This window comes from Moraxella macacae 0408225 (assembly GCF_000320365.1).
In the GTDB taxonomy this organism is placed as follows: domain Bacteria; phylum Pseudomonadota; class Gammaproteobacteria; order Pseudomonadales; family Moraxellaceae; genus Faucicola; species Faucicola macacae.
Window position 1 is genome coordinate 15,749 of record NZ_ANIN01000002.1, and the last position, 26,199, is coordinate 41,947.

General features: G+C 38.4%; 21 protein-coding genes and 1 pseudogene. 17 read left to right on the forward strand and 5 right to left on the reverse strand.

Annotated features, from left to right (window positions below; translation table 11 throughout):
• Window positions 1-63: 63 nt before the first annotated feature.
• Window positions 64-1,314 (reverse strand): polyphosphate kinase 2, encoded by a 1,251-nt coding sequence (gene ppk2 / locus MOMA_RS05615; RefSeq protein ID WP_009501508.1) that lies wholly within the window; start codon window positions 1,312-1,314, stop codon window positions 64-66.
• A gap of 310 nt (window positions 1,315-1,624) precedes the next feature.
• On the opposite strand from ppk2, the gene MOMA_RS05620 reads away from it, so the two are divergent.
• The 5 genes from MOMA_RS05620 (at window position 1,625) to MOMA_RS05640 (ending at window position 5,599) form a co-directional block, all read left to right on the forward strand.
• Window positions 1,625-1,864 (forward strand): BolA/IbaG family iron-sulfur metabolism protein, encoded by a 240-nt coding sequence (locus tag MOMA_RS05620; protein ID WP_009501509.1) that lies wholly within the window; start codon window positions 1,625-1,627, stop codon window positions 1,862-1,864.
• Between the two features lie 97 nt (window positions 1,865-1,961).
• On the forward strand, window positions 1,962-3,239 hold the full coding sequence (gene murA / locus MOMA_RS05625) for a UDP-N-acetylglucosamine 1-carboxyvinyltransferase (RefSeq protein WP_009501510.1): 1,278 nt from the start codon (window positions 1,962-1,964) through the stop codon (window positions 3,237-3,239).
• On the forward strand, window positions 3,240-4,163 hold the full coding sequence (locus MOMA_RS05630) for a DNA adenine methylase (RefSeq protein WP_264622240.1): 924 nt from the start codon (window positions 3,240-3,242) through the stop codon (window positions 4,161-4,163).
• A gap of 29 nt (window positions 4,164-4,192) precedes the next feature.
• Window positions 4,193-4,834, forward strand: a complete 642-nt coding sequence (gene hisG, locus MOMA_RS05635; protein ID WP_009501512.1) for an ATP phosphoribosyltransferase — start codon at window positions 4,193-4,195, stop codon at window positions 4,832-4,834.
• Window positions 4,835-4,879: 45 nt separating this feature from the next.
• The gene (locus tag MOMA_RS05640) at window positions 4,880-5,599 is read left to right on the forward strand and encodes a sulfite exporter TauE/SafE family protein (RefSeq protein WP_009501513.1); all 720 of its coding nucleotides are present in this window, start codon (window positions 4,880-4,882) and stop codon (window positions 5,597-5,599) included.
• 34 nt (window positions 5,600-5,633) lie between these two features.
• Here the strand turns inward: MOMA_RS05640 and MOMA_RS05645 are convergent, their stop codons facing one another.
• Entirely contained in the window at window positions 5,634-6,455 is an 822-nt protein-coding gene (locus tag MOMA_RS05645) for a Cof-type HAD-IIB family hydrolase (protein ID WP_009501514.1), read from the reverse strand.
• Between the two features lie 224 nt (window positions 6,456-6,679).
• Between MOMA_RS05645 and MOMA_RS05650 the strand changes: the two genes are divergently transcribed.
• The 6 genes and pseudogenes from MOMA_RS05650 to MOMA_RS05675 all read left to right on the forward strand — a co-directional run bounded on the left by MOMA_RS05650 (window position 6,680) and on the right by MOMA_RS05675 (window position 16,328).
• Window positions 6,680-8,224: a Ppx/GppA phosphatase family protein gene (locus tag MOMA_RS05650; RefSeq protein ID WP_009501515.1), complete on the forward strand. Its 1,545-nt coding sequence runs from the start codon at window positions 6,680-6,682 to the stop codon at window positions 8,222-8,224.
• A 58-nt stretch (window positions 8,225-8,282) separates the two neighbouring features.
• Window positions 8,283-9,077 carry an acetyl-CoA carboxylase carboxyltransferase subunit alpha gene (locus MOMA_RS05655; protein WP_009501516.1) on the forward strand — a complete coding sequence of 265 codons (795 nt, stop codon included), beginning with the start codon at window positions 8,283-8,285 and terminating at the stop codon, window positions 9,075-9,077.
• A gap of 103 nt (window positions 9,078-9,180) precedes the next feature.
• On the forward strand, window positions 9,181-10,431 hold the full coding sequence (locus MOMA_RS05660) for an O-succinylhomoserine sulfhydrylase (protein WP_009501517.1): 1,251 nt from the start codon (window positions 9,181-9,183) through the stop codon (window positions 10,429-10,431).
• 90 nt (window positions 10,432-10,521) lie between these two features.
• Window positions 10,522-12,092, forward strand: a pseudogene (locus MOMA_RS05665) (type I restriction-modification system subunit M).
• On the forward strand, window positions 12,089-13,180 hold the full coding sequence (locus MOMA_RS05670; RefSeq protein WP_009501520.1) for a restriction endonuclease subunit S: 1,092 nt from the start codon (window positions 12,089-12,091) through the stop codon (window positions 13,178-13,180). The pseudogene MOMA_RS05665 and the gene MOMA_RS05670 overlap by 4 nt, the downstream one beginning before the upstream one ends.
• A 40-nt stretch (window positions 13,181-13,220) precedes the next feature.
• Window positions 13,221-16,328 carry a type I restriction endonuclease subunit R gene (locus MOMA_RS05675; RefSeq protein ID WP_009501521.1) on the forward strand — a complete coding sequence of 1,036 codons (3,108 nt, stop codon included), beginning with the start codon at window positions 13,221-13,223 and terminating at the stop codon, window positions 16,326-16,328.
• A gap of 159 nt (window positions 16,329-16,487) precedes the next feature.
• On the opposite strand, the gene MOMA_RS05680 is transcribed toward MOMA_RS05675, so the two are convergent.
• The 3 genes from MOMA_RS05680 to MOMA_RS05690 all read right to left on the reverse strand — a co-directional run bounded on the left by MOMA_RS05680 (window position 16,488) and on the right by MOMA_RS05690 (window position 19,196).
• On the reverse strand, window positions 16,488-16,817 hold the full coding sequence (locus MOMA_RS05680) for a hypothetical protein (RefSeq protein WP_009501522.1): 330 nt from the start codon (window positions 16,815-16,817) through the stop codon (window positions 16,488-16,490).
• Window positions 16,818-17,001: 184 nt separating this feature from the next.
• Complete coding sequence (locus MOMA_RS05685; RefSeq protein WP_009501523.1) at window positions 17,002-18,861, reverse strand: DUF7840 domain-containing protein; 1,860 nt, start codon at window positions 18,859-18,861, stop codon at window positions 17,002-17,004.
• Between the two features lie 95 nt (window positions 18,862-18,956).
• Window positions 18,957-19,196 carry a YdcH family protein gene (locus MOMA_RS05690; RefSeq protein ID WP_009501524.1) on the reverse strand — a complete coding sequence of 80 codons (240 nt, stop codon included), beginning with the start codon at window positions 19,194-19,196 and terminating at the stop codon, window positions 18,957-18,959.
• A 389-nt stretch (window positions 19,197-19,585) separates the two neighbouring features.
• Between MOMA_RS05690 and ahpF the strand changes: the two genes are divergently transcribed.
• From ahpF to accD, 6 genes are all read left to right on the forward strand, one after another.
• Window positions 19,586-21,142 carry an alkyl hydroperoxide reductase subunit F gene (ahpF, locus tag MOMA_RS05695; RefSeq protein ID WP_009501525.1) on the forward strand — a complete coding sequence of 519 codons (1,557 nt, stop codon included), beginning with the start codon at window positions 19,586-19,588 and terminating at the stop codon, window positions 21,140-21,142.
• A 174-nt stretch (window positions 21,143-21,316) separates the two neighbouring features.
• Entirely contained in the window at window positions 21,317-21,976 is a 660-nt protein-coding gene (locus tag MOMA_RS05700; protein ID WP_009501526.1) for a phosphoribosylanthranilate isomerase, read from the forward strand.
• Window positions 21,977-22,171: 195 nt separating this feature from the next.
• On the forward strand, window positions 22,172-22,924 hold the full coding sequence (locus MOMA_RS05705; protein WP_009501527.1) for an SDR family NAD(P)-dependent oxidoreductase: 753 nt from the start codon (window positions 22,172-22,174) through the stop codon (window positions 22,922-22,924).
• A 90-nt stretch (window positions 22,925-23,014) separates the two neighbouring features.
• A complete protein-coding gene (gene trpB / locus MOMA_RS05710) occupies window positions 23,015-24,217 on the forward strand; it encodes a tryptophan synthase subunit beta (RefSeq protein ID WP_009501528.1) in 1,203 nt (400 codons plus the stop codon).
• An 80-nt stretch (window positions 24,218-24,297) separates the two neighbouring features.
• On the forward strand, window positions 24,298-25,116 hold the full coding sequence (trpA, locus tag MOMA_RS05715) for a tryptophan synthase subunit alpha (protein WP_009501529.1): 819 nt from the start codon (window positions 24,298-24,300) through the stop codon (window positions 25,114-25,116).
• 90 nt (window positions 25,117-25,206) lie between these two features.
• Window positions 25,207-26,097 (forward strand): acetyl-CoA carboxylase, carboxyltransferase subunit beta, encoded by an 891-nt coding sequence (accD, locus tag MOMA_RS05720; RefSeq protein ID WP_009501530.1) that lies wholly within the window; start codon window positions 25,207-25,209, stop codon window positions 26,095-26,097.
• Window positions 26,098-26,199: the final 102 nt, after the last annotated feature.

The window sequence follows — 26,199 nt, forward strand, 5'->3', positions numbered from 1 at the left end:
CCTATGTTTGGGTTAAAAATTTAAATTTTAAACTTAAAGGTTGAATGGTTGAAAGTATTCAGATCAGGGTTTATTTTTTGTATTTTTGGCAATTTTTTTACTTTCGCCAGTATGAGCCAACACAATGTTTGGCTCGTCTGCCACTTGCAGATCTTGTTTTTCGCCTTGTTCGTATAACGCTCCTGCACGTCCAACAATCAGCGGATCGGGCAGGCATACGTTTTTGTTTTGTTTTTGAGTGTAGGGCAATTTGTTTAGAACATAACGCATTGCTCCTAATCTGGCGCGTTTTTTATCGTCAGACTTGATGACAATCCAAGGGCTTTCGGCAGTATCGGTATTGTAAAACATTGCTTCTTTTGCTAGGGTATAATTATCCCATTTGTTTAACGATGCTTTGTCAATTGGTGATAGTTTCCACTGTTTTAAAGGGTGGGCTTCGCGTTGGGCAAATCGACGACGCTGTTCATCACGACTGACTGAAAACCAAAATTTAATCAAATGAATGCCTGATGCAATTAAATGTTTTTCAAATTCAGGCACTTGACGCATAAAATCCTCGTACTGTTCATCGGTACAAAAGCCCATAACACGCTCGACGCCTGCACGGTTATACCAAGAACGGTCAAACAGCACAATCTCACCTTCGGTAGGCAAATGTTGCACATAACGCTGAAAATACCATTGTCCTTGTTCCTGTTTGGTTGGTTTTTCTAGGGCAACAACCCTTGCACCGCGTGGGTTTAAATGCTCCATAAAGCGTTTAATTGCACCGCCTTTTCCTGCGGCATCACGTCCTTCAAACAAAATCACTACTTTTTGTCCGGTTTCTTTAACCCATTTTTGTAATTTGAGCAGTTCAACTTGCAGTTTGTATTTTTGGGCTTCGTAATTTTTACGGCTTAAGCGGTTTTTGTATGGGTATACGCCCTCTCGCCAATTATCTGCCAATTCGTCATCTTTTTTTAAGCCAGTTTTGATACGGCTTGTGATTGCTTGTTTGGCAAACATATCTTTTAATGTGGTTAATTCATCGGCGGTTGCATCGTATAGCAAGGCTTCAAGATGTGCATTGCTTTGTTGCATATTGCCTTTTTTTAAATCAGTTAACAATGTTTCATCAATGGCGGATTTGGTTTTGGTGGCTTTTTTTACTTGGCGATCTTGTTGTGTGATTGTCAACAAGGTATCTGGATCGGTTTCGTAAGGTTCGGTAACTTTTTGTACTTTGTTGTTGGTGGGTTTGTTGTTGGTAGGCTTATTGGCAGCATTGGTAGCTTTGCGAGCGGTTGGTTTTTTTGGGGTGGTTGCCATACGTTACTCCAAATAGCTTAAACTATAAACAATTTAAAATATAAAAAAATAACACGAACAGATTTATGCTTTTAACATAGAGCATTTAGTAGTAGCATAGAGCATTTTTGCTAAATTTACAATAAGATTTTTTATAACATGCATCAAAAATACAGCCAAGTATGCCAACTTTTCGTCATGATTTTTGTTAAAAAGTATGCTATCATAGAGAGATTTTTATTTTTTGTAAAACGTATTTTTATAAAAAATAGGTAATTATAAAAAGTAGTTTTAATTTTTAAAATCAGATTTTACAAACCAGGTAAGTATTATGAATGCCCAAGATTTAATTGATTTATTGCAACCACATTTTCCAAATGGCCTTATCCAATCTGCCAACAATGGCAACAAATTTGATCTGCGTGTTGTTGATGACAGTTTTAAAGACAAACGTCCTGTTGCTCGTCAACAAGCCATACTTGCACTTGTCAATGACAAATTTGCCAGTGGTGAGATTCATGCTCTAAATATTCAAGCCTTAACTTATAGCGAATGGCAGGCAAAACAATAATTGTACAAATTATACAGTAATTGTTTGACAATAATTGCTTGTCAATTGCTTGTCTATTTTTAAGTGGGTTAAGTTTTAAGCAGATTAAGGAAGTTTTATGGATAAATTTGTCATCAACGGCGGTACAAAAGTTGAGGGTGAAGTGCGTATTTCCGGGGCAAAAAACGCCGCTTTGCCCTTATTGGCAGGAATGATTTTGGCAAAAACGCCGATGACCTTAACCAATATACCAACCTTGCAAGATGTAAAAACCCTGATTGCGCTCATTGCTGGCATGGGGGTTAGCATCGAAAAAAAAGGCGATACGGTAACTTGCGACACCAGTACCATTAACAATTATTACGCCCCTTATGAACTGGTTAAAACCATGCGTGCTTCTATTTTGGTATTAGCACCACTGCTTGCACGTTTCGGACAAGCGGAAGTTTCGCTTCCTGGTGGCTGTGCTATTGGCAGTCGCCCTGTGGATCAGCATTTAAAAGCACTGGAAGCTATGGGTGCAGATATTGTGGTAGAAAACGGCTATGTAAAAGCAAAAGCTCCGCTTGGCAAAGACGGCAAGTGCGGACGTTTAAAAGGTTGTCATTTTACTTTTGACATGGTTACCGTTGGTGGCACAGAAAACACGCTGATGGCGGCGGTTTTGGCAGAGGGCGTAACGCATTTGGAAAATTGTGCTCGCGAGCCTGAAGTGGTGGATTTGGCAAACATGCTTGTCAAAATGGGGGCAAAAATTGACGGTATTGGCACGGCTTATATGACGATCACAGGCGTGGAACAATTAAACGGTTGTGAGTATGCAGTTTTGCCTGATCGCATTGAAACCGGTTCGTATTTGGCATTGGCAATGATGACAGGCGGACGGGTAAAAGCAACCCATACCGATGCAAGCATTATGCAAGCTGTGTTAAACAAATTTAGCGAAATGGGCGCACAGGTAAATGTTGGTGATGATTGGATTGAAGTGGCCATGAACAAACGCCCTGTTGCTGTGGATATTCGCACTCAGCCGCACCCGGCTTTTCCGACCGATATGCAAGCACAATTGATGACTGTGTGTGCAATTGCTGATGGTACAAGTACAATTATAGAAAATATTTTTGAGAACCGTTACATGCATGTGCCTGAACTTAACCGCTTGGGAGCAAAAATCAGTGTAGATGGCCATACAGCCGTGGTTAAAGGAGTAGAAGCCTTAAAATCCGCCCCTGTGATGGCAACCGATTTGCGTGCATCGATGTCGCTTGTTATTGCAGCTGTGGCCGCCGAGGGCAAAACCACCATTGAACGGATTTATCACATTGATCGTGGTTATGAAAATGTCGAAGAAAAGCTGCGCGGACTTGGGGTAAAAATTGAGCGAGTGAAAGATTAAGTGAGTGAAAGATTAAGTGAAAGCCAAATGAGCAAGGCATTTTTAAAATGGGCAGGGGGCAAAACCAAACTTGTTCCCTTTATAAAAGCCCATTTACCCGCCCATTTTCTAGATAATAAAACCAATAAACGCTTGATTGAGCCGTTTGCAGGTTCAGCAAGCGTGTCGTTGTTATTGGATTTTGATGAGTATTTATTAAACGACAGCAATGTTGATTTGATTAATTTATACAAAGTATTAGCCGAGCAAAAACAAGAGTTTATTGCTTATGCTAAGTCTTATTTTTGTGAGAAAAACAATCAAGAGCGGCGTTTTTATGAATTAAGAGACGAGTTTAATAATAGTGATGATATAATTAAAAAATCAGCGTTATTTATTTATCTCAATCGCCATGCTTTTAATGGGCTATGTCGCTATAATAAAAAGGGCGGTTTTAATGTGCCATTTGGGCGGTATAAATCACCGTATTTTCCAAAAGATGAATTGCTAAATTTTGTTGATAAATCAAGCAGAATGCGCTTTTTTTGTGGTGATTTCGCTAAAATGTTTGATTTTATTGATAGTAATGATGTAATTTATTGCGATCCGCCTTATATGCCCTTAAGCGAAACTGCGTCATTCGCCAGTTATGCCAAAGATGGTTTTAATTTTGATGACCAAATGCGTTTGGCAAATTTGGCACAAGATTTTTGTTATAAAGCACAAGCGATTTTAATTTCTAATCACGATACCAAACAAACGCGCAATTTGTATCAAGGGGCAATCATAAAAACCGTGCAAGTGCAAAGAAATATTGCAGCCAAAGCCAGCAGTCGGCAAAAGGTGGGTGAGTTATTGGCGATTTATAAAAAAAATAATATAAGAAAAAATAATGATAACAGGTTATCAATCATGTCAACCAACTGGCTTAACCAACCATTTTAACCAAATTAACCAACCAAATAAGACAAACCATGACCAATGAAACTTTTAACGGCTTAACCCTTGCCTTATCCAAAGGGCGTATCTTAAAACAAACCATGCCAATGCTTGCTAAGGCGGGCATTGAAATGCTTGAAGATGTAGAACAATCGCGTAAGCTGATTTTTTCTACGACGCACCCTGATGTGCGCGTGCTAATTTTGCGAGCATCTGATGTACCAACTTATGTTGAACATGGGGCGGCGGATTTTGGTGTGGCGGGTAAAGATGTGCTTTTAGAATACGGTTCGGAAAATCTGTATGAATTGCTTGATCTAAAAATTGCCCAATGTCGCTTAATGACTGCAGGCGTGGCAGGATCAGTGTTGCCAAATCGCCGTTTGCGTATTGCCACCAAATATGCCAATGTGGCACGCGAATTTTTTGCCAGTCGTGGTGAACAAGTAGACATCATCAAACTTTACGGATCAATGGAGCTTGCACCGCTTGTTGGTTTGGGGGATTTAATCGTAGATGTGGTTGACACGGGCAATACGTTAAGGGCGAATGGCCTTGAGCCGTTAGATGAAATTTGCCAAGTTTCATCACGCTTGATTGTTAATCCGGTTAGTTATAAGCGTAAATTTGCCTTGCTTGAAACAATTTTAACCAGTTTTAAACAAAGTATCAAATAAAACCGAAGTATCAAATAAAACCAAAGTGTCAAATAAAACTTCATTATGCTAAATGATATTTTGCTTGGCTTGACAAGCCTTATCACATCAGCGTTAAGTGCTGTTACAGGCGTGGGCGGCGGTATGATTTTAATCGGATTAATGCCGTTTTTCTTACCGAGCCTTGCCATCATTCCTGTGCATGGCATTACGCAACTTGCCAGTAATGCCAGCCGTGCGTGGTTTGGGCGTAAGGATATTATTTGGTTGCCGTTTAAGCGTTTTGTTATTGGTTCAATATTAGGCATGGTGGTATTTGGCATACTTATCCGTTTTGTCAAACTTGACTTAATTCCACTGTTTATCGGGCTTTATATTTTACTTTTGCAATGGTCATCGATATTTAACCGCCTGATCCGTCGTTTTGAAAGTTTTGTGTTGGTGGGGTTTTTGCAGACAGGGCTTGGTGTGTTTGTGGGTACGCCCGGGCCTTTGAATGTTGCGGTGTTAAACAGACATTACAGTGATGCACATCAAGTTGTTGCCACAGGGGCTATCATGATGACTGTGGTGCATGGGGCGAAAGTTTTGGTGTATATGACCTTGGGGTTTGTGTTTTATGATTATTGGCAATTGTTGGTTTTTATGGTGGTGATGGCAACAGCAGGTTCGTGGCTTGGCACAAAATTGCGTCATTGGTTTTCGGCAAATTGGCTAAAAAAAATTTTGCCTTATTTGCTTACGTTGCTTGCGTTAAAATTGATTGTTGGGATTGTGATAAAATAACCGTTGTTTAAATATGACATTGGATCACCTGAAACTAGATCACCTGAAATTTGTGCAATGCTTTCAAAATTCCATCTTCATCGGCATTGGGGCAAACAAAATCCGCCACTTGTTTTAAATCAGTATGCCCGTTACCCATTGCAATGCCAAAACCGACAGCTTTTAGCATTTCAATATCATTGAGTCCATCACCAAACGCCCACGCTTGAGTCATGTTTAAATTAAGTTTATCCAATACCGCTTTGATACCGCGAGCCTTTGATCCGTTAGCGTCCAAAATATCCACGCCAGAAATATGCCAACGTATGGTTTTTAAATGTTTTGGCAAAATTTGCATGAGATTTTCGTCTTGATTGTTGTCATAAAATGCCAAAATTTGGTAGATTTTTTCGCTGTGTTGTGAAGTGTCATCAAAATTTGCATTTAGTGTATAAGGAATGTGTAGGGCGTTTAGGGCGTTTTTTAACGCACAAGTTTCAGACAAAGCAACGATCTTATCTGCAGTCATATAAGCACAAGCAACCCCAATTTTGTGTAAATACTCACGAATAAACACAACATCTTTTTTGTCAAGAGCAAAATCTACCAACGGTTTGTTGCGATACAGCACATATTGTCCATTGATGGTTACAATCACATCAATGCCTATCTCATCAATCAATTGCAAAATCACAGGCGGAAAAACCCCAAGTCCGCGTCCAGTTGCAATTGCGATTAAGATACCGCGCTGTTTTAACGCCAAAAACACCTGCTTAATGCTATCTGGCACGCGGTTTTGTTGTTTAAGATACAGTGTGTCATCGATATCAAAGAAAATAATTTTAGGAGGGGCAGGTTTTGTATTGTGTTTATTCATACTTTTTTGACTGATATGTTATTTTTTGACTGATGTGTTATTTTGGTCGATGTGTTTATTTTGACTGATATATTAGCACATTTTGTTAATCATGTTTGGCAAAACAACATAAAAATAACATGAATAAAAACTTGCATTAACAAAACGCTTAAGAAAAAATTTGGCAAAATCACACAAAATGCGTAAAATATCCTATCTTTTATTAAACTTGAAAAGTTTTTATTATGCCAACTTTAGTCAACAACCTTACAAGCTCAGAGCTAATGGCTGCTATTGATCTTGGTTCTAACAGCTTTCACTTAGCCATTGCCCGTCTTGATCATCACGAGGTGCGAAAACTAGCCTCAATGTCTGAAAAAGTTCAACTTGCCAACGGTTTAGACGAAAACAATTATTTAAGCCTTGAGGCGATCGAACGTGGGGTTTTGTGTTTGAGTCGTTTTGTTGGGCGTTTGGGGGCGGTTTCACCGGAGCGTTTGCGCGTGGTTGCAACCAATACCTTGCGTCAGGCCAAAAATGCTGATGAATTTATCCGCCGTGCCAATGCTGTTTTGCCAAAACCGATTGAAGTCATTGCAGGGCGCGAAGAGGCACGCTTGATTTATCTTGGCGTATCACACACCAATGCCAGCAGTGATAAACGGTTGGTTATCGATATTGGTGGCGGTTCAACCGAGTTTATTATTGGCAAAGGTTTTGATCCGATTTTGACCGAAAGCCTACAAATGGGCTGTGTGTCTTTTAGCAAACGCTTTTTTGTCAATGGTGAAATTAACGAAGAAAATTTTGCCAAAGCCATTGCTTGGGCGCGTAAAGAGCTATTGGTAATCAGTCGTCAATACCAAAAAACCGGGTGGGATAGTGTTACCGGATCGAGCGGTACTATCAAGGCGGTAAAACAGATTTTGGTGAGTTTGGGCTTAGATGACAACGATCAAATTACCTTTAAAGGGGTTGAATATTTAAAGCAACAGTTAATTAAATTTAAACATATTGACAACATTGATTTTGCTGAAATTAAAGACACGCGAAAAGCAGTGTTGCCTGCAGGCGTGGCGGTATTGTTGGCAAGCATGAGTGTGCTTGGCATTGACAAAATGACGTATTCTGATGGTGCATTGTGCGAGGGCGTGATGTATGATATGCTTGGGCGTTTTGCCAGTGAAGATGTGCGTGATAGAAGCGTACAAGCCTTGATGATTCGTTATTCAGTGGACGCCAAACAAGCCAAAAGAGTGGTAAAAACCGCCAAACAATTGTTTGATCAAGTGCAATCTGTGCTTGGGTTAGACGAAGAAGATGCCGATTTGTTACGGCGTGGTGCGTATTTGCATGAAATTGGACTTGCAGTATCACACAGTGGCTATCACCGTCATAGCGCGTATTTGTTAGAAAATTCAGACATTGATGGTTTTTCTCAAACCGACAAGTCTCGCTTAGCCCAAATGACCTTGCACCACAGGCGTAAACTTAAACACGAAGGCTATCAGTTAATCTGTCAAGCAGGCGGTGAAAAACTGCTGTATTTAACGTTATTGTTGCGTTTGGCGGTTTTAATTCACCACAGCCGCAACAAACAAGAGACCTTGCCACTTGTGTTAAACTTAGCCGATAAACAGCATTGGCAAATTAAGCTGTGTCAAAATTTAAACCAGTATCAAGGTTTAAACCAAAATTTGGACAACAATCAACTTTTGTTGTCTGATTTGCAAGAAGAAAGCCAACTTTGGCAAAAATGGGGCATGTCATTGTCAATTCAATTGCAATGATTTGTCTTAAACTTAACCTTAAATTTATCAAACCATTGACTACACAAGGAAGAAAACCATGTCCGTCTGGGAAAAAGTACAGTTAGCACGCCACCCAAAACGCCCATTATTTTTAGATTATGCAAATACACTGTTTAGTGAATTTGATATATTACAAGGCGATAGAGCCTATGCCGATGATAAAGCAATTTTGGGCGGATTGGCAAAATTTAATGGCAAGCCTGTCATGCTTATCGGTCAACATCGTGGGCGTAGCACGCGTGAACGCATCGAACACAATTTTGGTATGGCAAACCCTGAAGGTTATCGCAAAGTCATTCGTTTGGTTAAAATGGCTGAACGTTTTGATTTGCCCGTGTTTACTTTTATTGACACGCAAGGGGCATACCCCGGTGTTGGTGCAGAAGAGCGTGGCCAAGCCCAAGCAATTGCTGAAAGCATTGCCACTTTTTCGGCCTTAAACATACCTGTTATTGCCACAGTGATAGGCGAGGGCGGTTCTGGTGGGGCATTGGCAATTGCAGTAGCAGACCGCGTTAATATGCTTGAAAACAGTATTTATTCGGTCATTTCTCCTGAAGGTTGTGCCTCGATTTTATGGAAGACTGCGCAAAAAGCCCCACAAGCCAGCGAAGCGTTAAAACTATCCGCGGATAATTTGCACGCATTGGGGCTGATTGATTGTGTGGTAAGCGAAGGCGAGGGTGCAAATATCAATAGCGAAGTGGTGATGAATAACTTACGCGTAACGCTACAAAATCAATTGGAGGATTTATCCGCTTTGTCAAATGATGTGCGCTTACAACAGCGTTACGATAAATTGATGAGTTTTAACTCAACAGTAAGCCTATAACCACTGTAAGCCTATAACCACTGTAAACCTGTAACCACTTTAAGCCTGTAACCACTGGGCTATAAAACCACCAAGCAATAACAATAAAGTTTAAGGAATAATCATGGGTAAAATTCATTCAACATTAGACTTAAATTGGCAAACCGATGCGTTAGATGGTCTGGATTTTGCCCCACAAACCTTGGCGGTGCGTGGCGGTTATCATCGCACCGATGAAGGTGAGCATTCTGAGGCGATTTTTACTACCAGTTCGTATGTTTATCAATCTGCCAAAGATGCCGCCGATCACTTTAATGGCAATAAAAAAGGCAATGTATACAGTCGACATACCAATCCAACAGTGCGTGCTTTTGAACGGCGCCTGGCCTTGATGGAGGGCGGTGAGCGTTGTGTGGCAACCGCAAGTGGCATGGGGGCAATTTTAACCATGTGTTTGGCATATCTAAAAGCAGGCGATCATCTGCTTTGTGCCAAACAATTGTTTGGTTCATCGGTGGCATTGTTTGAGACTTATTTTAAGCCGTTAGGGGTTGAGGTTACTTATGTCGACTGTTTTGACAACACAGCGTGGCAACAGGCCATTCAAGCCAATACCAAAATTTTATACTGCGAAAGCCCATCAAACCCACTGGCACAAATTGCCGATTTACAATTTTTAGCCAAACTTGCTCATGCACACAACGCACTTTTGATTGTGGATAATTGTTTTGCCACGCCCGTGTTGCAAAAACCGTTAGCACTTGGAGCGGATATCGTTATTCATTCAGCAAGCAAATATATTGACGGCCAAGGACGCGTACTTGGCGGTGCCTTGGTTGGTTCTGATGAACTGATGGAAAAAGCGTTCACAGTGATTCGTACAGGTGGCATTAGTTTATCGCCGTTTAATGCGTGGGTATTGTTAAAAGGGCTTGAAACCTTGTCAATACGCATGAAAGCCCACTGCGAAAATGCCAATCAAGTTGCCAAATTTCTCACCGATCACCCAAAAGTTACAAAGGTACATTTTTCAGGGCTTACCGATCACCCAAGTCATGAAATTGCCAAACGCCAACACAATGCGTTAAATAATGTAACTGGCGGTGCTTTTGGTGCGATCATCGGTTTTGAAGTGGCCGATCAGTTGTCTGCTTGGCAAGTTATTGACAGCACACAAATGATCAGCATTACCAATAACTTAGGCGATGCCAAAACCACCATTACTCACCCTGCCACAACGACGCATTTTCGCATGACCGCCGAGGCCAGAATCAAAGCCGGGGTGCATGACGGCTTGATTCGGTTATCCGTAGGATTGGAAGAGGTAAGTGATATTATCCGTGATTTAAAACGCGGACTTGACAGTTTGGCTTAGTTGCCTTACTATTTTTTAGAAATGTAACAGTTTTTTACAAATGCAACAGTTTTTTATGAATTTAACATCAACGTTTATAAGGATACTTTTATGACCAACGCCACCGCCCAACGTGCCGAACTGCACCGCCGTATTTGGCAAATTGCCAACGATGTCCGCGGCTCAATTGACGGCTGGGATTTTAAACAATACGTTTTAGGTACGCTGTTTTATCGCTTTATTAGCGAACATTTTGCCAATTATATGGGTATTGGCGAAGATGGCATACGCTATGCGGATTTAACCAAAAACGATCTCCCCCCCCCGTTATTTTAGCCCAAATTAAAGACAACGCCATTAAAGAAATTGGCTATTTTATTTATCCTGATCAATTGTTTGAAAATGTCGCCAAAAACGCCCACACCAATCCAAATTTAAACACCGATTTAAAAACTATTTTTAATGCCATTGAAAACTCGGCCAATGGTTATCCATCAGAACCTGACATTAAAGGTTTGTTTGCCGATTTTGATACCACGGGCAACCGCCTTGGCAATACTGTAAGCGATAAAAATAAACGCCTTGCTGCAGTATTAAAAGGCGTGGCAGAATTAGACTTTGGTAATAATGGCGGCAATTTTGGCAACAACCAAATTGATTTATTTGGCGATGCTTATGAGTTTTTAATTTCCAATTATGCCGAAAATGCAGGCAAATCAGGCGGAGAGTTTTTTACCCCGCAACATGTTTCAAAACTTATCTCGCAATTGGCATTGCACGGACAACAAACTGTTAATAAAATTTATGATCCTGCAGCAGGTTCTGGTTCATTACTTTTACAAGCCAAAAAACAATTTGATGAGCATATTATTGCAGATGGTTTTTTTGGACAAGAGATTAATTACACCACTTATAACCTTGCGCGCATGAATATGTTTTTGCACAATATTAATTACAATAAATTTAATATTATGCTTGGCGATACCCTCACCAATCCGCATTTTAGCGACGATAAACCGTTTGATGCCATTGTTTCTAATCCGCCTTATTCTATTAAATGGATTGGCGAAAATGATCCAACATTAATTAACGATGAGCGTTTTGCTCCCGCTGGCGTGTTAGCACCCAAATCCAAAGCCGATTTTGCTTTTGTGATGCATACTTTAAGCTATTTATCCAGCAAAGGGCGCGCGGCAATTGTATCTTTTCCCGGTATTTTTTATCGTGGCGGCGCAGAGCAAAAAATTCGCAAATATTTAATTGATAATAATTTTATTGAAGCCGTTATATCGCTTGCGCCCAATTTGTTTTTTGGTACAAGTATTGCGGTCAATATCTTAGTTTTATCCAAAGCCAAAACCGAAAATAAAACCCAGTTTATTGACGCCAGCAATTTATTTAAAAAACAAACCAATAATAACATTTTAACCGATGAGCATATTGAGCAAATATTAACTGCATTTGCTGATAAAAAAGACATTGCGCATTTTGCCCGTTTTGTGGACAATGATGAAATTGCCCAAAATGATTATAATTTATCGGTAAATACTTATGTTGAGCCTGAAGATACGCGCGAGATTATTGACATTAATGTGTTAAATGCTGACATTGCCAAAACGGTGGCAAATATTGATACATTGCGCGCGGATATTAATGCGATTGTGATGGAGATTGCGGCGTGATTGGGTTTGTGGAAAGGTTGCTTGGTGGGCGTGGGGTGGAATGGAAAACTTTGGGCGAAATTGCCGAAATTGGAACAGGTAATTCTAATAGACAAGATGAAAACGAAAATGGAGAATATCCATTTTTTGTGCGTTCAAAAACTGTTTTAAAATCCAATACTTATAAATTTGACGAAGCTGCAATTATTATCCCCGGAGAAGGTGGCGTTGGAGAAATATTTCATTTTATTGATGGCAAATATGCATTACACCAGCGTGCATATCGCATTCATATTATTACAAAAAATTTAGAACCGAAATTTGTTTATTATGTTATGCTTAATGATTTTAAAAACTATATTTTAAATCGCTCTGTTAATGCAACAGTAACATCAATCAGAAAACCAATGCTGGAAAATTTTACAATTCCTATTCCTCCCCTAGATGTTCAAACCGAAATCGTCCGAATTTTAGACAAATTTACCGCCCTGACCGCGGAGCATAGCATGAGAAAAAAACAATATCAATACTATCGCGATAAGCTGCTTAGTTTTGGCGATGAAGTGGAATGGAAAACTTTGGGTGATGTTGCTAATTATGAACAGCCAACTAAATATTTAGTTAAATCAACGGTATATAATGACAATTATAAAACGCCAGTATTAACTGCAGGTAAAACATTTATTTTAGGGTTTACAGATGAAACAAATGGCATTTATAAAGCATCTGAAAACCCCGTTATTATTTTTGACGATTTTACAACCGCAAATAAATGGGTTGATTTTGACTTTAAAGCCAAATCATCAGCAATGAAAATGATTACATCAAAAGATGAAAACAAATACTTATTAAGGTTTATTTATTTTTGGTTAAATACTTTGCCGCAAGAAAATAATACCGACCATAAACGCCAATGGATAAGTAATTTCGCCAATAAAAAAATTCCACTTCCGCCACTATCCGAACAAAAAAGAATAGTTGCTATTTTAGACAAATTTGAAACCCTAACCAATTCCATAACTGAAGGCTTGCCAAAAGAAATTGAGTTACGCCAAAAGCAGTATGAGTATTACAGAGAGCAGCTTTTGGACTTTGACCATAATAATTAACCATAATCGCTCACCAATCTAACCACTAAAAGGAATAACAATGACCACAAAAACCACCCCCATCGCCGAAACCAATGACTTTATTATTTTAGATAAATATCAAAAAATAGAACAATCCAGCAACTATCAAACTGAATTTGATTTAGAGCAAGAATTAATTAATGATTTAATTAATCAAGGTTATGAATATCGCAAAGACATTACCGACAATAAAAAAATGCTTGCCAACATACGCCAAAAGTTGCAAATTTTAAATAAAGTAACCTTTAATGATGACGAATGGCAGCGTTTTGTGGTACAGTATTTAGATAAACCGAGCGATAATGCCACTGAAAAAGCGCGTAAAATTCACGATAAAAATACATCTTATGATTTTGAGTTTGATGATAAAAGAGTACAAAATATTTATTTGCTAGATAAAAATAACATTACCAACAACTCTTTACAAGTGATTGGGCAGTTTAGCCAAACGGGCAATTATAAAAACCGTTATGATGTTACGATTTTAGTTAATGGTTTGCCGCTGGTGCAAATTGAATTAAAAAAACGCGGCGTGGCAATTCGCGAAGCCTTTAACCAAATTCACCGCTACAGTAAAGAAAGTTTTAATAGCGATAATTCTTTATTTAAATATATACAAATTTTTGTTATATCAAATGGTACAGATACGCGCTATTTTGCCAATACCACAAAACGCAATAAAAACAGTTTTGATTTTACCATGAATTGGGCAAAGTCGGATAATACGGTTATTAAAGATTTAAAAGATTTTACCGCTACTTTTTTTGAAAAAAATACTTTATTAAATGTGTTAATTAAATACAGCGTTTTTGACACATCTGACACGTTATTAATTATGCGCCCTTATCAAATTGCCGCCACCGAGCGCATTTTATGGAAAATTATTAGCTCATTTAATTCCAAAAATTGGAGCAATACCGGAAGCGGCGGTTTTATTTGGCATACAACAGGTTCGGGTAAAACTTTAACCAGTTTTAAAGCGGCGCAATTGGCAACCGAATTGCCCTTTATTGATAAAGTGCTTTTTGTGGTAGATAGAAAAGATTTGGATTATCAAACCATGAAAGAATATCAGCGCTTTTCGCCAGATAGCGTTAACGGTTCAAATAAAACCGACCAATTAAAAGCCAATTTAGAAAAAGATGATAATAAAATTATTGTAACTACGCTTCAAAAACTCAATAAATTAATAAAAGACAATGCTAATTTGCCAATTTATAACAAGCAAGTAGTATTTATTTTTGATGAATGCCATCGTTCGCAATTTGGTGAAACACAAAAAAACCTGCAAAAGCGGTTTAAAAAATATTATCAATTTGGTTTTACAGGCACGCCCATTTTGTCAGATAATTCCATTAGTGGAGAAACCACTGAAAGCGTATTTGGGTGCAACTTGCATTCTTATATCATTACCGATGCCATTCGCGATGAAAAAGTATTAAAATTTAAAGTGGATTATAATACGGTTAAGGCAGAATTTAAAAAGATTGAAACCGAAACTGATGAGAAAAAAATAACCGCCAATGAAACAAAACAAGCCTTTTTGCACCCCGAGCGTATTAATGCCGTTGCACAACATGTTTTGGAGAAATTTAACGAAAAAACCCATCGTTTAAATTATAATAATACAGGCTTTAATGCGATGTTTGCGGTGAGTAGTATAGATGCGGCAAAATCTTATTATCAAACCTTTAAAATTTTGCAAAAAGACAGCGAAAAATCATTAAAAATAGCCACAATTTTTTCTTTTGCTGCCAATGAGGAACAAAATGCCATTGGTGAGATTGAAGACGAAAGTTTGGATAAAAATGATATTAGTAAAATAAATTTAAGTGCAAAAGAATTTTTGCAAAATGTAATTAATGATTACAATACAATGTTTGCAACCAATTTTAAATTAGAAGGCGATGGTTTTCAAAACTATTATCGTGATTTATCACTAAGAGTTAAAAAAGGCGAAGTGGATTTATTAATTGTTGTTGGTATGTTTTTAACAGGGTTTGATGCGCCCAAATTAAACACGCTTTTTGTAGATAAAAATTTGCGTTATCATGGGCTTATTCAGGCCTATTCGCGTACTAATAGAATTTATGACGCGACTAAAAGTTTTGGCAATATTGTAACCTTTCGCGATTTAGAACAAGCCACCATTAACGCCATTACTTTATTTGGTAAAAGAAATACCAAAAACGTGGTATTAGAAAAAAGCTATAAGGATTATATGCACGGCTTTTTTGATAAAGACACGGGCGATTCTTGCACGGGTTATTTGCAAATTGTAAAGCAATTACAAGAACAGTTTCCCAATCCTGATAAAATTGAAACCGAAAAAGACAAAAAAGAGTTTGCTAAATTATTTGGTGAATATCTAAAAATGGATAATATTTTACAAAACTATGATGAATATACCAGTTTGCACGCTTTGCAAAAGTTAGATTTAAGCGATGAAAAAGCCGTTAATGTATTTAAAGCCAAATATCATTTAACCGATGATGATATACAAAAAATGCAACAACTAGACATTCCAAATGAGCGCAATTTGCAAGATTATCGCTCCACTTATCACGATATTCGTGAATGGCTTATAAAGCAAAATAAAGAAAATAATCAAGCTAAAATTGATTGGAATGATGTGGTTTTTCAAGTAGATTTATTAAAATCGCAAGAAATTAATTTGGATTATATTTTGGAGCTTATTTTTGAACACCATCAAAAAATAAAAGACAAAACCAAAATAATAAAAGAAATTCGCCGAGTTATTCGCGCAAGTATAGGCAACCGCGCCAAAGAAAGTTTGGTTGTTAGCTTTATTGATGAAATTGATTTAAATAATATCAAAAATAAACCTGATATTATTGATGCTTTTTATCAATTTGCCCAAAAACAACAACAAATTGAAGCGGATAAATTAATTGCTAGCGAAAATTTAAATAAAGATGCCGCTAAGCGTTACATTATGAATTCATTAAAACGCGAATATGCCAGCGAACACGGTACGGAATTAAATAACATTATTCCCAAAGTAGGCGGAGGAATGAATTTGCAGTATATTAAGAAAAAACAATCCGTATTTGAAAAAATCGCCGCGTTTGTGGAAAAATTTAAAGGTGTGGGCGGTTATAAATAAGAATACAAGTAAATAAAAATACAAGTAAATAAAAATACAAGTAAATAAAAATACAAGTAAATAAAAATACAAGAAATAAAAATACAAGTTTGGTAAGCAATAAAAATAGCCCTTTATGTTGGATAAAAGGCTAAAACTGGTTTTTCTGTAGAAGAAAAATTAACGGCAATGTTTTTGCTGATACATTTTGGTTAAAAGCTCTTGACGGTCTTTGGCGGCATTAATTGCTTCTTCGGTGTTGCTGTAAGTGCCAAGTAAGGCTGGCCAGAATAACACTGCGGCTGCAACGTTTTTGCCAGTTACTTTACGTTCATCGCGTGCTTTTTTCTCAAATTCTTTGGCTTCGTCAATTTCTGCTTTTAATTGTGAGCAAGACAAATTCATGTCATTGGGCTTGCGTGTTTCTACAACGTGTGGCGTGGCACAGGCTTGTAATAGTAAAGTGGCCGCTAGCATTGCAGTCATTGATAGTTTTGATGTGTGTTTCATACTTATTCCTTAAGAATTTTAAATGAAAAAATGATTTACTAAAAATAATTTACCGCAGGAAAACTACAAAATAGTATATTAAACAATTGCTGTGTTGTCAAATTGTTTTTCAATGTGATAATCGGTAAGTTTTTATGCTAAATTGCTACTAAATTGATACAATGTAACCAAAACCAAGCCAAAACTAATCAAAAAACCAATGATAACTTAACAGATAGTGAGTGTTGTTTTGACCGTGTTGTTGGTGAGTTATGCCTGCTCGTAGAGCACTTTGTTTGCCAATGTCGTATTGTCCGGTTAAGCTGACAATTGGCGAAAAATAATGGTTGCGTTTACGATCATTATTGTCAGCAACACCGTGAAACCAATATGGTAGCCTGGCATCAGCAAGTACGCGTAGTTTTGAGTTAAAGCGATGTGTACAACCCAAATGTACACCCAAACCTATGCGAAAGCCTTGGTTAATTTTACCAATTTGCCCTTGCCCTGTTGCCAAACGATAGCATAATGTATTAGGCAACTCACCTGAATTTGCCTTGCCCTTGCCAATAAACCACGATGATCCGTATTCACCGCCTACGCTTAATACACGATGTTCGTTAGCTTGTTGGTTGTTTTGTCGATAGCTGCCATCTATGATGGGCGTGATTTTTATATGGCCGCCAAAGGTTTTACGCTTGTTTTTTGAGCTATCGGTTTTTAAGCCTGCGTTTTTTGGGTTAAACATAGTCATGTCAATTAAAGTGGCATCGTATAATTGCACGGTTTTATTGTTGCGGTTATGTTTGTCAATATTGTAGCTAAAATTGACAGACATTGTGGTTAAATTTAAAAAATCACGTTTGCCACTTGGATTGTCTAATAAGTCTTGATAACCGCCACGCACGCCGAGCAAAAACATGGGGTTGTTGTGTTTGTGCAAAACCGCCACGTTGATACGGTGCAGTCGATTGGCGGTAGCTGGATCGTTGTCGCTTGGGGTGATTGTTGGCAATTGGTTTAATTGGGCGTTTTTGGCATAATTGTCAATATCGTGTTGTGTGAGTGTGTTTTGATTGGCTTGTATCAATGTACGTTTTGATGGGATAAATTGCTTGTCTGATAGCAGATCTTTTTTTGTTAATATGCGCGAAACTTCAGCAGGGGCAATGATTTTGCCAACATCACCAACCAAGTTATACTGTGGGTTTATCACATCTAGCAGGCGTACAATCTCACTGGCACAGTTGTTGCTTAAAAAACTATAATGCCGATCCATATCCTTAATTTCCCAAAAATGACGCATGATTTGGCGGATATCGCGGTTAGACAGTTTTAGCGTGTATTGCCAAATGTCGCGATTATCGTGAATTAGATAATTGGCTTGTTTTTTGGCATAATTGTCAAAAGTCATCAATCCTGGGCTATGTCCACGCAGTGCGTTAAACACGGTTGTGAGTTTTGAGCGTTTTTGAGTGTTATCTGGGGCAAAATTGATAAACATTGCCAAATCATTGTCATGCGTTGCCAAACTGTGCGGATTGTCAACCTTAATAAGCGTATGTCCAAACGCTGAGGCAAAACGGCTAACATGCTCTTCGGCATGAATAAGCGACAATTGTGTTGCATTTACGGTGTTTAACCAATCATTGACGGCTTTACATTCGTGAAACCCAAGCAGCTTATCCGTGCTGTCTTTTAAGTTGGGTATCTGTTGCATAAGCCAATTACTGCGAGCTGGAAAACGGCAGAGATAATCTGTGGCGGTTTTGGCGTTTTGTAATGCGTGTAGATTTGCCAATAATTCAGCTTTTGCATCGGTTTTGCCCTTTGGACTAACAAAAAAGTCAGCACTTAGCACTTCGCTTGTGTGATTTTTGTACAATAACAAGCGCAGCCAAGTTTTGTGTTGGCTTAAGCGCTCAATCAATGCTTGATCTGTTTTTGTGTTAAAGTCATCAGAAAATAAATCGTTGCTATTTGTCAGATCGGTATGTGCAAAACCGATGTTTGCAAAACAGGTTAGGGCTAACAAAAAAGGCAAAAGAAAGAATGTGCGATACATTGGCAAATATCCGTATCAATGAATTTTAAGCAGTTTAACACAAAAAATCCCAACAACGCAAAACGCTGATGGGATAGTGATTGGTAAAATAAATTTTAGCTTTTTTTGTTGTCTGAATTTTTGCTTTCTAGATAGGTAAACAGTTCATCTTTTAAAGCCAGTTTTTCTTTTTTCATCGCTTCAATTTCGGTTTCGCGACTGACGCTTGCCACTGGATCGTTTTCAAGGTTAATAATTTCTTTATCAAGCTCATTGTGGGCGTTAAATAATTTTTCAAAATGCAGATCGTTTTCGGTTTTTAATTGGGTGATAAGTTCACGATATTCTGGAAACATGACAAATTCCTTAAATAAAATTAAAAATAAGTTAAGACTAATTAATTAAAAACTGGTTAAAAACCATTAAATCAAGATAAGGATTAATACAATTGCCTTATGCTGTTTGTCATTTTAACCAAAAAAACGCTTTTTGACTATAGCTTGTTTGTAGTTTCGTGTGTGTTTTTCGCAAAAGCCTGCAAGAAAGTAGAAAAAAAGCCCAAAAATTGCTGTTATTGATTGATTAAATAAAAATATATTTGATAATTGTTTTGTTTTTTTAATTATAATGATTGACGTTCTAAGGTTGTCAAAGGTAAGTTTTTCTTGGATAATACGCACACTAAATTTATTTTTACACACTGATTTATTTTTAAATAAATTATTTTTTAAATGTGGAGCAAATTATGATTGACAAAAATTTATTAGATGCAATTGCCACTTACAGCGAGCGTATGAACCGTGCCATTACTTTTGTGATGGGTAGTGGCGACCATGAAAAACGCACAGAATTGGTTAAATTTTTAACTCAAGTTGCCAGTGCGACCGATAAGATTGTTTTGGCGGAAAATACCGATGATACTTTAAGCCCAATGAGTTTTAAGATCCAAACCCAAGGGGCGGATACAGGCATAGTATTTAGTGGCATTCCATCTGGGCATGAATTTACAAGTCTGATTTTGGCGGTGTTACAATCAGGCGGAAGTGAACTAAAACTTGATGAAAGCATTCAAACCATTATTAAAAATATCAAACAACCACTTAAATTTCAAACTTTTGTGTCATTGTCATGTCATAATTGTCCTGATGTGGTACAGTCGCTAAACCAATTTGCCTTGTTAAATGATGGCATTAGCAATGAGATGATTGACGGTGGTGTTTTCCCTGATTTGGTGAATGAAAAAAATATCCAAGGCGTCCCTGCGGTATTTTTAAATGGCAAACCGTTTGCCAATGGTAAAATTGACACAGCAAAACTGATTGAAAAATTGCAAGAAAACTTTCCTGATTTGATGAGTGGTATTGCTCCAAGCCAAAGTTTGCCACTACAAGATGTAACGGTATTAGGCGGAGGTCCGGCTGGCGTGGCCGCTTCGATTTATACCGCCCGCAAGGGATTAAAAGTTACCTTGGTAACCGATCGTATGGGCGGACAGGTTAAGGATACGCAAGACATTGAAAACTTGATTTCTGTGCCGTTAACCAATGGCAATGAGCTTTCTAACAATTGTGCCAAACATGTCAAAGAATACCCAATTACGATAAAAGAAATGGTGAGTGTAAAACAAGTTACCGAAAACGATGATTTGACCTACAAAATTACCCTAAACACAGGCGAAACTTTTGCAACGCGTACGGTGATTGTAGCAACTGGGGCAAAATGGCGTAAACTTAGCGTTAAAGGCGAAGATGAAAACATTGGCAATGGTGTGGCATTTTGTCCGCATTGTGATGGCCCATTTTTTAAAGGCAAAAATGTGGCGGTTATCGGTGGCGGTAATTCAGGTGTTGAGGCGGCGTTAGATTTGGCAGGAATTGTCAATCATGTTACCTTGATTGAATACGGTGATAAACTGCGTGCTGACCAAGTGTTGGTTAACAAAGCAAAACAACGCGACAACATTGAGATTATGACCGGTATTGCAACGCAAGAAATCACCGCCAATAATGGTAAAGTAAACGCCATTGTGTATCAAGATCGAAGTACAGGCGAAAATAAAACCCTTGAATTATCCGCTGTTTTTGTGCAAATTGGACTTGTGCCAAACTCTGAAGTGGTAAAACATTTGGTAGAAACCACCAATGCAGGCGAGATTCAAATTGATGTTCGGTGTGCAACATCGCGTCGTGGAATTTTTGCTTGTGGTGATGTTACCACTGTGCCTTTTAAACAAATTAACATTGCAATGGGCGAGGGGGCAAAAGCTGGATTGTCAGCATTTGAGTACTTGGTTATGCAATAAACTTTGTTAAAAACATTTTGTTAAAAACATTTTGTTAAAAAAAATAAAAACCCATTTTAGCCAGGTGTTAAAATGGGTTTTTGTTTTGAGGTGTGTTATAACTTGTGGTGTGTTATAATTTGTTGTGAATGATTGACAACCGATGATGAATTAAAACGATGATGGGTGAAAATGATGAAAAAATTAAGCGTAAAATTTTGTGGGCTAACTCGGGTTGACGATGTTAAAACCGCGGTAAACTTGGGTGTTGATGCGTTAGGCTTGGTGTTTGTTGAACAAAGTCCGCGTTATATAAGTTTGGAGCAGGCGGCGTTATTAAGCCTTGAGATTCCTGCTTTTACTACGGTTGTGGCTCTTGTGGTGAATATGCCTGAACAAGAGCTTGTGGCATTGTCGCACCAAGTACGGTTTGATGTTGTGCAGTTTCATGGTGATGAGTCGGCTCATGCTTGTCATCTGATGAGTCAGCGGATTTGTAAGCGCTGGATTAAGGCTATTCGGATAAAGCCTGATGACACAAGGAGCAGTATTTTGTCTCAAATCAATGAATTGGCAAAATTTGGAGCAAGTGGTGTGATTTTGGATACGTTTAATGCTCAAATGTTTGGCGGAACAGGTGAAAGTTTTGATTGGAATAAAATTCCTGGCAATGCACCGCTACCGATTTATTTGGCAGGGGGCTTAACGCCTGATAACATCGGACAAGTGATTGCCAATCAGGATTTGGTTGAAAAAATTCATGGGGTTGATGTTAGTGGCGGTATTGAGTATAAAAAAGGATTAAAATGTGAGAAAAAAATGGCAATGTTTATGGATCAATTAAAGTTTGCTTAAGTTGATTAAACTTTTTGTAATATGCTGTGAAAAGTTTTTTTATTTGTATCAGGCTTGGTTTTTTGTTAGGATTGATTGAATTTGTTTGAGTATATTAAGTTTTATTTAAATAATTTTTAACAATATATGTTTAATAACATATTTTTAATAACATATTTTTAATAATATATGATTGACAACACACAAGGAAAATTTATGAATATTCTGATTACAGGCGTTACCTCAGGCTTTGGGCTTGCACTTGCCAAAACCTTGCATAAAGACGGACATACGATTATTGGCACTGGTCGCAGAATGGAGCGGTTAACCGATTTAAAGCAGGAGCTTGGCGATGGGTTTATACCACTGTGTTTTGACATTACCAAGACAGAAGAGTTAAATCGTGCATTGGCAAGTATTGATAACCAAATTTTAACTAATATTGACGTGTTGATTAACAATGCAGGCTTGGCACTTGGATTAGAATCTGCGGATAAGGCGAATTTTGACGATTGGCAAGCGATGATAAACACCAATGTACTGGGACTTGTGGCGATGACTCATGCTGTTTTGCCTTATATGGTTGCCAAAAATAGCGGATATGTGATAAATATTAGCTCGACGGCGGGCGGTTATCCTTATTTTGGAGCAAATGTTTATGGGGCAAGCAAGGCGTTTGTCAGTCAGTTTGGTTTAAATTTGCGAGCGGATCTGATTGGCAAAAATGTGCGAGTTACCAATATAGAGCCTGGGCTTTGTGGTGAGACAGAATTTAGCAATGTGCGTTTTAAGGGTGATGACGAAAAAGCTTATAAAGTGTATGAAAGTGTCAATTATATTCGCCCCATTGACATTGCTGATATGGTGCGTTATTTAATTAATTTGCCACCTCGTATTAACATTAATCGCATGGAGATTATGCCTGTTGCCCAAACTTTTGCAGGGCTTACTGTGGTTAAGGGTTTATAAATATTGGTTCATGGCTTAAAACGGTTCATGGCTTAAAACTTTTGATAATTAAAATTTTACGTTTTGTAAGGCTTAAAAAGGCGGTTTATAATGACAGATTATACCCAATTCCCCAATGCGATGGGGTATTTTGATGTTCATGGTGGGCGTTTTGTTTCTGAAACTTTAATGACGGCACTGGAAGAATTAGAAAGCATTTATTTGCAGGTCAAAAACAATCCAAAGTTTTGGCAAGAATATCATGATGATTTGATGAATTATGTTGGTCGTCCTACACCGCTATATTTTGCCAAACGCTTAACAAACGAAACAAATGGTGCAAAAATTTATCTAAAGCGCGAAGATTTAAATCACACAGGTGCACATAAAGTTAACAATACCATTGGACAGGCACTTTTGGCAAAATTGGTTGGCAAAAAACGCATCATTGCTGAAACAGGTGCAGGTCAGCACGGTGTGGCAACAGCAACCATAGCTGCTCGTTTAGGGCTTGAGTGTGTGGTTTATATGGGGGCAGATGATGTTGAACGCCAAAAAATGAACGTCTATCGCATGAAACTGCTTGGAGCGACTGTGGTGTCTGTTACCAGTGGATCGCGCACACTCAAAGATGCAATGAACGAGGCAATGCGCGATTGGGTAACAAATGTAGATACGACTTATTATGTCATTGGCACGGTGGCAGGCCCGCATCCGTATCCGTTATTGGTGCGTGATTTTCAGGCAATTATTGGGCGTGAGGCACGTTTACAGCATGTTGAACTTGAGGGTAAATTGCCTGATGCGCTTGTTGCTTGTGTGGGCGGTGGGAGTAACGCATTGGGGTTGTTTTATGAATTTTTAAACGATAAAAGTGTCAAAATGTATGGTGTTGAAGCAGGTGGGCTTGGTATTGAAACTGGCAAGCATTCTGCACCTTTAAACGCAGGGCGTGTGGGCGTATTGCACGGTAATCGTACCTATCTGATGGCCGATGATGATGGACAAATCATCGAAACGCACAGTATATCAGCGGGGCTTGATTATCCTGGAGTAGGGCCAGAGCACGGTTTTTTAAAGGACAAAGGGCGTGTGGATTATGTGGTAATCAATGATGATGAAGCACTCAATGCCTTTAAGATTTTGACAAAAACAGAGGGCATTATTCCTGCCCTAGAAAGCTCTCATGCGGTAGCGCATGGTTTAAAACTTGCCAAAACACTAGACAAAACCCAGTCTATTATTATTAATTTGTCAGGACGTGGTGATAAAGATTTGCATACGGTAATGCAAGCGGACGGCATTGCAATTTAACAATTTAACAATTTAAAAAGCTATGTAACATCAAAAAATAGTAACAATTTTTTAAATTTTCTAAAAACAGTAGAAAGTCTATGACCAGAATTGAAACGGTTTTTGCAACCTTAAAAGCAAACAACAAAAAAGCCCTCATTCCCTACATTATGGCAGGCGATCCCATGCCTTTGGTAACCGTTGGTTTAATGCACGAATTGGTTGCACATGGATCGGATATGATCGAAATTGGCTTACCTTTTTCTGATCCTATGGCAGATGGCAAAATTATTGCCCAAGCAGGCGAGCGTGCTTTGGCAAATGGCACAAGCACTCGCGATGCGATCAACATGGTGGGCGAATTTCGAAAAACCAACCAACACACACCGGTGCTTTTGATGGGTTATCTAAATCCTATGGAAATTATTGGTTATGACAATTTTTTACAGCTTTGTGAACAAAATGGCGTAGATGGGTTGTTGCTGGTGGATTTACCGCCCAATGAAACTTGTGATGACTTGTTACAAAAACTTAAAGCCAAACACATAAACCAAATTTTTTTATTGGCACCAACCACCCAAAAAGATCGCCGTCAGGCTGTGTTAAAACACGGATCGGGGTTTATTTATTATGTATCACTTAAAGGGGTAACAGGTTCAAAATCACTTGATCCAGATGATGTTGCCAAACATGTACAAATGATTAAAAAAGACACGGATTTGCCTGTTTGTGTGGGTTTTGGTATTCGTGATGAAGCAAGTGCCAAAGCAGTGGCTAAATTTGCCGATGGGGTAATTGTGGGTAGTGAACTGGTGAAAAATTTTGCCGATGTCGGTGATGATAATGCTAAAATTGCACTTGCAAAATCTCAATTATTGGCTAAAATAGCACAGTTACGCCAAGCGATTGATGACATTTAACCAAAATGACATTTAACCAAAAGTCGCTTTTTTCAAATTTACCCAAAAATTGCTTGGTTTGACAAAATTTAATAAACATAAGGATATAGCATGACAAATCAGGCTGAAAATTCATTGGAGCATACATGGCTTAATCGCCCATTGCCAAACGTTAAACCAAAAACCAAACAAGTGTTGACAGCGGTTGAGACCGAACCGTCCACTCAATGCCCAAATTGCCATGCAATTAGCACCAATACCGTGTTAAATTTTAACAGTTATGTTTGTCCGCATTGTGAAGAGCATATGGGTATGACTGCGCGCAGACGCTTGGAGTGGTTTTTTGACCAAATTGATGAAGAACTTGGCAAAAATTTTGTCGCAGGCAATCCGCTTAATTTTGTGGATAGCAAGCCTTATCCCAATCGACTGGAAGAAGCCCAGAAAAAAACCGGCGAAAGTGAAGCCTTGATTGTCATGACAGGCCAATTAAAAGATCTGGGCGTGGTGGCGTGTGCGTTTGATTTTGCCTTTATGGGTGGATCAATGGGTTCTGTGGTAGGCGATCGTTTTGTATTGGCAGGAGAAACTGCACTAAAAGAGCGTAAGCCGTTTGTGTGTTTTGCTTCAAGTGGCGGGGCTAGAATGCAAGAGGGGTTGTTATCACTTATGCAAATGGCTCGCACCTCGGCAGTCATAGAACGCTTAAAACAAGCAGGCATACCGTACATTGTGGTATTAACCAATCCTGTGTATGGTGGTGTAACCGCAAGTTTGGCCATGCTTGGTGATGTAAATATTGCTGAACCTAAGGCAATGATTGGTTTTGCAGGCAAGCGCGTTATTGAACAAACTGTGCGAGAAGTATTGGACGAACCGTTCCAACGTGCCGAATTTTTGGCAGATCATGGTGTGGTAGATATGGTTGTGCATCGTTTTCAATTAAAAGATACGCTTTATCGTTTGCTTGATAAATTAAGTTTTTATAAAAAATCTGCTTAATTTTTTATTAATAAACAAGTTTTGCTAACAAACAAGGTTTTGCTAACAAACAAGGTTTTGTTAATAAACAAGGTTTTGTTAATAAACAAGGTTTTGTTAATA

Bases quoted from the DNA above. Each gene is read 5' to 3' on its own strand.
- MOMA_RS05680 (WP_009501522.1), bottom strand. From the start codon at position 16,817: ATGAAACACACATCAAAACTATCAATGACTGCAATGCTAGCGGCCACT.
- MOMA_RS05620 (WP_009501509.1), top strand. From the start codon at position 1,625: ATGAATGCCCAAGATTTAATTGATTTATTGCAACCACATTTTCCAAAT.
- trpA (WP_009501529.1), top strand. From the start codon at position 24,298: ATGACCAGAATTGAAACGGTTTTTGCAACCTTAAAAGCAAACAACAAA.
- MOMA_RS05685 (WP_009501523.1), bottom strand. From the start codon at position 18,861: ATGTATCGCACATTCTTTCTTTTGCCTTTTTTGTTAGCCCTAACCTGT.
- murA (WP_009501510.1), top strand. From the start codon at position 1,962: ATGGATAAATTTGTCATCAACGGCGGTACAAAAGTTGAGGGTGAAGTG.
- MOMA_RS05655 (WP_009501516.1), top strand. From the start codon at position 8,283: ATGTCCGTCTGGGAAAAAGTACAGTTAGCACGCCACCCAAAACGCCCA.
- MOMA_RS05675 (WP_009501521.1), top strand. From the start codon at position 13,221: ATGACCACAAAAACCACCCCCATCGCCGAAACCAATGACTTTATTATT.
- ppk2 (WP_009501508.1), bottom strand. From the start codon at position 1,314: ATGGCAACCACCCCAAAAAAACCAACCGCTCGCAAAGCTACCAATGCT.
- hisG (WP_009501512.1), top strand. From the start codon at position 4,193: ATGACCAATGAAACTTTTAACGGCTTAACCCTTGCCTTATCCAAAGGG.
- MOMA_RS05650 (WP_009501515.1), top strand. From the start codon at position 6,680: ATGCCAACTTTAGTCAACAACCTTACAAGCTCAGAGCTAATGGCTGCT.
- MOMA_RS05640 (WP_009501513.1), top strand. From the start codon at position 4,880: ATGCTAAATGATATTTTGCTTGGCTTGACAAGCCTTATCACATCAGCG.
- MOMA_RS05645 (WP_009501514.1), bottom strand. From the start codon at position 6,455: ATGAATAAACACAATACAAAACCTGCCCCTCCTAAAATTATTTTCTTT.
- MOMA_RS05690 (WP_009501524.1), bottom strand. From the start codon at position 19,196: ATGTTTCCAGAATATCGTGAACTTATCACCCAATTAAAAACCGAAAAC.
- MOMA_RS05705 (WP_009501527.1), top strand. From the start codon at position 22,172: ATGAATATTCTGATTACAGGCGTTACCTCAGGCTTTGGGCTTGCACTT.
- MOMA_RS05700 (WP_009501526.1), top strand. From the start codon at position 21,317: ATGAAAAAATTAAGCGTAAAATTTTGTGGGCTAACTCGGGTTGACGAT.
- ahpF (WP_009501525.1), top strand. From the start codon at position 19,586: ATGATTGACAAAAATTTATTAGATGCAATTGCCACTTACAGCGAGCGT.
- trpB (WP_009501528.1), top strand. From the start codon at position 23,015: ATGACAGATTATACCCAATTCCCCAATGCGATGGGGTATTTTGATGTT.
- accD (WP_009501530.1), top strand. From the start codon at position 25,207: ATGACAAATCAGGCTGAAAATTCATTGGAGCATACATGGCTTAATCGC.
- MOMA_RS05660 (WP_009501517.1), top strand. From the start codon at position 9,181: ATGGGTAAAATTCATTCAACATTAGACTTAAATTGGCAAACCGATGCG.